Annotated in this window: 7 protein-coding genes; 3 read left to right on the top strand and 4 right to left on the bottom strand. The window is 68.9% G+C overall.

Features of this window, described 5'->3' with window-relative positions:
- Window positions 1–325: 325 nt before the first annotated feature.
- The 3 genes from G6R25_RS21345 to G6R25_RS21335 all read left to right on the top strand — a co-directional run bounded on the left by G6R25_RS21345 (window position 326) and on the right by G6R25_RS21335 (window position 1251).
- Window positions 326–538, top strand: a complete 213-nt coding sequence (locus G6R25_RS21345; protein ID WP_235949360.1) for a flavodoxin — start codon at window positions 326–328, stop codon at window positions 536–538.
- 69 nt (window positions 539–607) lie between these two features.
- Window positions 608–853: a hypothetical protein gene (locus G6R25_RS21340; RefSeq protein WP_163554334.1), complete on the top strand. Its 246-nt coding sequence runs from the start codon at window positions 608–610 to the stop codon at window positions 851–853.
- Complete coding sequence (locus G6R25_RS21335) at window positions 850–1251, top strand: type II toxin-antitoxin system VapC family toxin (protein ID WP_163554333.1); 402 nt, start codon at window positions 850–852, stop codon at window positions 1249–1251. The genes G6R25_RS21340 and G6R25_RS21335 overlap by 4 nt, the downstream gene beginning before the upstream one ends.
- 263 nt (window positions 1252–1514) lie before the next feature.
- On the opposite strand, the gene G6R25_RS21330 is transcribed toward G6R25_RS21335, so the two are convergent.
- The 4 genes from G6R25_RS21330 to G6R25_RS21320 all read right to left on the bottom strand — a co-directional run.
- On the bottom strand, window positions 1515–1850 hold the full coding sequence (locus G6R25_RS21330; RefSeq protein ID WP_136449648.1) for a helix-turn-helix domain-containing protein: 336 nt from the start codon (window positions 1848–1850) through the stop codon (window positions 1515–1517).
- Complete coding sequence (locus G6R25_RS21325) at window positions 1847–2218, bottom strand: type II toxin-antitoxin system RelE/ParE family toxin (RefSeq protein WP_235826557.1); 372 nt, start codon at window positions 2216–2218, stop codon at window positions 1847–1849. The genes G6R25_RS21330 and G6R25_RS21325 overlap by 4 nt, the downstream gene beginning before the upstream one ends.
- A gap of 358 nt (window positions 2219–2576) precedes the next feature.
- Entirely contained in the window at window positions 2577–3170 is a 594-nt protein-coding gene (locus G6R25_RS28185) for a hypothetical protein (RefSeq protein WP_235949358.1), read from the bottom strand.
- Between the two features lie 85 nt (window positions 3171–3255).
- A partial coding sequence (locus G6R25_RS21320; RefSeq protein WP_235949356.1) for a 2OG-Fe(II) oxygenase occupies window positions 3256–5042 on the bottom strand: 1787 nt, incomplete at its 5' end.

Raw genomic sequence — 5042 nt, 5'->3', positions numbered from 1 at the left:
TTCGCTGACCGTCACCCGAGTTTCGAAAGGATCAACCTGGCGGTTTCGGAATAGCTTCGATATACAGGCATCCCGCCATCGTGGCGGCGACTACCAAGATGACGCCTAGCGCGAGGTAGCCGAACACCGCCATGGTCCCCCGATCAACTGATACTTCGATGGTCCTCCTCGCAGGCCATGCCGGTTCGACGCATCGGGAAAGTCGGCGGAAGTTCCTTGATCTCGGCAACCTCGGATCGCGGCCGCGGCCGCGATCCGAGGCCGAGCTCGCCGCTGCGCGGCTTATCCGACTTTCCATTACTTTTGCGACCAAATCTACTATCCCGTGCTCGAGGCGACCATTGGCCGGCCAGATGCGTTCTACGTCCACGGCAACGGCGACACGACCGGTGCGATCCGTGGGATCGAGACCATCGCCACCGGGCTGAAGTGGAGGCGCCTACGCGAGCCTCTGTCGATCGTCGGCGAGGTGGACGCTGCTGCACGCGAGGCCTGCTGGGAGCTGGGCGCCAGCACGGCGGCGAGCCTGATGCCGTAGCGCTCGGGCCTGGTGGGGCACCGAGGATGCATTCATGCGCCATGCATGAATACGTGGTAGCGTGGATATGTGAGCGAGTCCGCCGACGGGGGCATCATCCAGGTGCGCGATGTCGATCCGACGACGCTCGCGATCCTGCGCGAGCGCGCCAGATCGCTCGGCCAGTCACTGTCCGGGTACCTGCGGGACCTGATGGATGCCGACGCGGCGACGGAGACCAACGCCGAGGTCATCGCCCGCATCGCCCGCGACAGGGAACCGGTGGAGCTCACCATGGACGACATTCTCGCGGCGCGCGACGAGGGGCGGCGTTGACCCTCACGTACGTGGTTGACTGCTCGCTCGTCATTGATGTGCTGTCCGTCCGCGAGGGCGACGAGGTGCTCCGGCAGCGCCTGTCCGCCCCGCGCACGCTGCACGCCCCGCACCATCTCGACGTCGAGGTCGCGTCAACAGTCCGCGGGCTTGCCACCGGAAAGAAGATCACTGACCATCGCGGCGAGCAGATGCTGGCCGACTATGCGCGCCTGCGGATCATCCGTCATCCGGTCTGGCCCTACCACCCCCGGATATGGGAGCTGCGGCACAACCTCGGCGCCTACGACGCCGCCTACATCGCGCTCGCCGAAGCACTCGGCTGCGACCTGCTCACCGGCGACACCAAGCTCAGGAACGCTGCCGGACACCGCGCGACGGTCATCGTCACCCGGTAGCAGGCACGGGTGGGTTTCTCTCGTCCTGCCTGCCGGAGGCCGGCCGGGAAGTGCGGCGTCAGGACGCCCCGCGGTTCTCGAGGCCGCGGACCACAGGGTTCCGAGAACCACGTGGTGTGATCGCGCGACGGACGCGACTTTCTGCAAGTTCTGCGACCGGATCTACTATCCGGTGCTCGACGCGACCGTTGGCCGGCCGCACGCGTTGTACCTGCATGGCAAGAGCGATCCGACCGGCACTACCCGCAGTGCCTGTCGGCTTGTCACGCGGCCGGGGTGTCGGTGCCGCGCAGTATGTAAAGGTCGTCGCCGAAGACCGCGGTGATCTGGATCTGGCCGCCGAGGGCCTGGACGTAGCGAGCGATGACGTCGACGGTGGAGATCTCGCCGCGTTCGATCTGCGACACGCGGCTCTTGGCGACGCCCATGTGCTCGGCGACCTCGGTCTGGGTAAGGCCTTGGAGCCTGCGCCGTTCCGCGAGCCGGCGGCCGTCGATGTACGTCTGGTTGCGCCGACGGGCCTCGGCCAGCGCCTCCTCACCGCCGGCGTCGGCGACGAGCCCGGCGCGGACATCGCTCCACCTGGGAAACCTGGTCATGACTTGCCCTCCTCGGCTTCCCATTCCTTCACGTACTCGACGTACAGCTGTTCCGCCCGTGGGATCGCCTCGCGGTACCAGCCGGACCAGTCGCCTGACTTGTCGCCGCCTACCAGCAGGATCGCCGAGCGCCAGGGATCGAAGACGAAGATGATCCGGATCTCCGAGGAGCCGGCAGAGCCGGGCCTGAGCTCCTTGATGTTGTGAATCTTGGAACCAGCCAGGCGGTCGACGAGGGGGCGGCCCAGGCTCGGTCCGGCATCGGCCAGCCGATCGATCGAGTCAACGACAAGAGTCATGGATCTTGAATCGAGTTCGCTGATCCAGCCCAGGAGCTCGTCTGTGACGCGGACCTCCCACTCGTCCACGGCGTGGAGTTTAGCAAATCCTCGACTTCTTGATGCCGACCCGGCGCAGCGGAGCCTGGGTGGGCTGTCGCCCATCGGACCCGCCTAGCCCCGACAGCCACCTTGCGGACACTCTCCGTAACCATATATCGGACCTGACGATCGAGAACATCTTCGACACTGTGCGCTACCCCGTGCTCGACGCCTCTGTGGGCTGGCAGTGCAGCTGCACCGTTCGCGGCCACAGCGACACCACCGGCGCCATCTGCGGCGTCGAGACCATCACGGTTGGGCTGACATGGAAGCGTCTGCGCTCCCCGGTCATCGTGATCGGCTTCGCCGATGCCGCCGCCCGAGGCGGGCTGGGGACTCGGCGGCCTCATGGCGGTCTGATCGGCACGGATCGTCCGCCAGAAGGAGCGCGCGCCCTGGGGCTGGGGTCGTGGTGCCCGGGTGCCCGGCGGCTAACCGAGGGCCGAGGGGTCGGGTGCCGCGTGCCATTCGGCTGCCAGCCAGTCCAGGTCCGCCTGGTCGGTGTCCCGTGCTTTGGCCTCGTCGGTGAAGAGCGCGTCGGTCTTGTGGAGGACGAGCGTGTAGGGGCGCCCTGCCGCCGGGTGGCGTGGCTGACGGGCAGTTCGGCGGCGTCGATGCGGGAGTGGACATGCTGCCGGCGCTTCTCGGCGAGCGGCCATTCGAGGGTGCGCCGGTCCGGGTCCGAGAGGAACGCGCGCAAGGTGTCGCACAGGTCGCAGCCGCAGCCGCAGCCGCCCGCGGACAGCGTGATCGACCAGTCGGTGGACGTGCGCCGCGGGAGGGCCAGCCGGGCCCGCAGCCGCGCCGCGCAGTCCGCGGCCAGGTCGCCGAAGCCTGCCTCGGCGGGCAGGCCGTCGCCGGGCAGGCCCGTCGCGGCGCGCAGCGCGGGCATTTCCAGCGCGGTGACCGCGTCCGGCTGCTGCCGGAGGTATGCGGCCACCGTGGTCCGAGTGCTCGCCGTCCCGGTCGCGGCGGCGGCCGTCAGCACTGACGCGAGCGGCCTGCCCAGGTTGTCGAGGTCGCTGTCACGGTAACGAGGGGACGACGACCTGACCGCGATGTCGATGGCCTCGCCGAGCCACTTCCACGCCAGGTCGAGGAGCAGCCGCGCGGCCATCGCGCCGGCACCGGGCGCGGCGTGCAGCCCCGCGCACAGGCCGGGGAGCGAGGTCCGCCACCCATTGGCTGCGTTCCGGTCCGCGGATGGCCCAGGTCGGCTCGGCCGCGCCGGCCCACCCCCGCAGCAGGTCGCTGGTCCACTGCTGGCCGTAGCGGCTGGCGAGTTTTCCGAAGGGCGTGACGTCGTCAGCGGTCAGGTTCTCGACCCGGAACGGGCGCAGCAGCATCGCCGCGTCCGCCACGGCGTCCGCCGTTCGCAGCGCCTTGCCGAACGTCTCGGAGATCCTGTCCTTGTCCTGCGGCGACCGTGCGCGCAGAGCGCTGTCCCAGAACGGTTCGAGCGTCGCCGCAGCGGCCTTCGCGCCCGACACGTCGCCCGCCAGCGCCATCTCGGTGAGCGCGTCAAGAGTCCAGGCGGGCGACGTTTCGGCACGGTTGGCGAAGGCCTGCTCGCGGGGCCACACGACAACGGCCGCCCGGTGGTACCAGCGGTCCAACGTGTTGCCCCAGTTTCCCATGTAGCCCTCGTACTCCGAGGCATAGGGCTCGAGGTCATCCGTCCTGGTCGACGCGCACACCTCTTCGGCGCCGACGTCCAGCGAGGTCGCTTCCAGCCGGTCGCCGTGCGGACCGGTCCAGTGCGTGAGCGTGACGTCGGCGTCGATCAGCTCCTGGATCTCGTAGTCGGCCGGGCCGTCAGAATCCTCGCCGTCCTCGTCCTCGCCCTCCTCCTCGTCGTCATCCCAGTAACGCCGTCGGTACCCGTAGTCGTCATCTGCCTCGTAGGTGCTGTGCGTCGTCTTGACATCGGCGAGCGCGAGGACGGCTTCGTACCCCGCCCGCTCGGTTGCGGCCCGCAGCAGGGACACGCGAGCGGCGTCGGCGCCCTTCAGCCCACGCCAGCCCAGCGCGCGTGGGGTGTACTCGTGGTCGAGGAGGTAGACGAGCCGGTTCGGCGGGAAGGCCGCGGCTTCGGGGCGATAGGTGGGCACCGGTGTGCTGAAGTGCTCGCGAAGGAAATCGGCCAGTTCGGCGACTGCTCCCTCGTCGCCCGCCGGCAAGTCGGTGTCCCCGCGTAGCAGGAAGTTGTAGGTGAGTGCGATCCGGTACCCCGACCGCACTTCGAGGACCTCGTGCCTGCAGTCGGCGTAGAAGGCGACCACCGACAGCTCTGTCTTCGACCCCCGGTAGGCCACCCGATCCTCGAGGTGCCGCACCACCAGCTCGCCGCCGGTGTAGCTGGACGGCAGCGTCACCACTAGGGTGCCGATCATCGAGTCCTCCTTCTCGGTGTCCTGATGGGCGAGGAAGAACTGGCGCGGCTCGTACACCAGAAGAGAATGAAGATCGGCGGTCAGCTCGGCGGCGATCGGCAGGCCGAGCTCGTCTTTCGCCGCGGTCAGGATGACGTTCAGCGCGTCGTCGTCCCACCTGGCGCGGACGAGATCCTTCGGGATCTCCCACGTGTCGCGGACGCCCGGGTCGGTCAGCGTCTCCTCGCCGCGGCCGAACCGGGCGGGCTGGCCGAGGCCGAGGAGCTTGCGGGCCTGCGCGGGCTGCACCGGGAACGCGACGGGCCCGATGCCCTCGACCTCGAGGCTCAGGTCATCCGCACTCGCCGTCAGCTCCACGCTGAAGGCGGTCTCCGCGTCGCCGCGCAACATCCTAGCCAGCCGGTCACGTGCCACGGTCG

The sequence above is a fragment of the Candidatus Frankia alpina genome (assembly GCF_902806485.1).
GTDB classification, from domain to species: Bacteria; Actinomycetota; Actinomycetes; order Frankiales; family Frankiaceae; genus Frankia; species Frankia alpina.
This window is presented reverse-complemented; position numbering and strand designations above follow the sequence as displayed.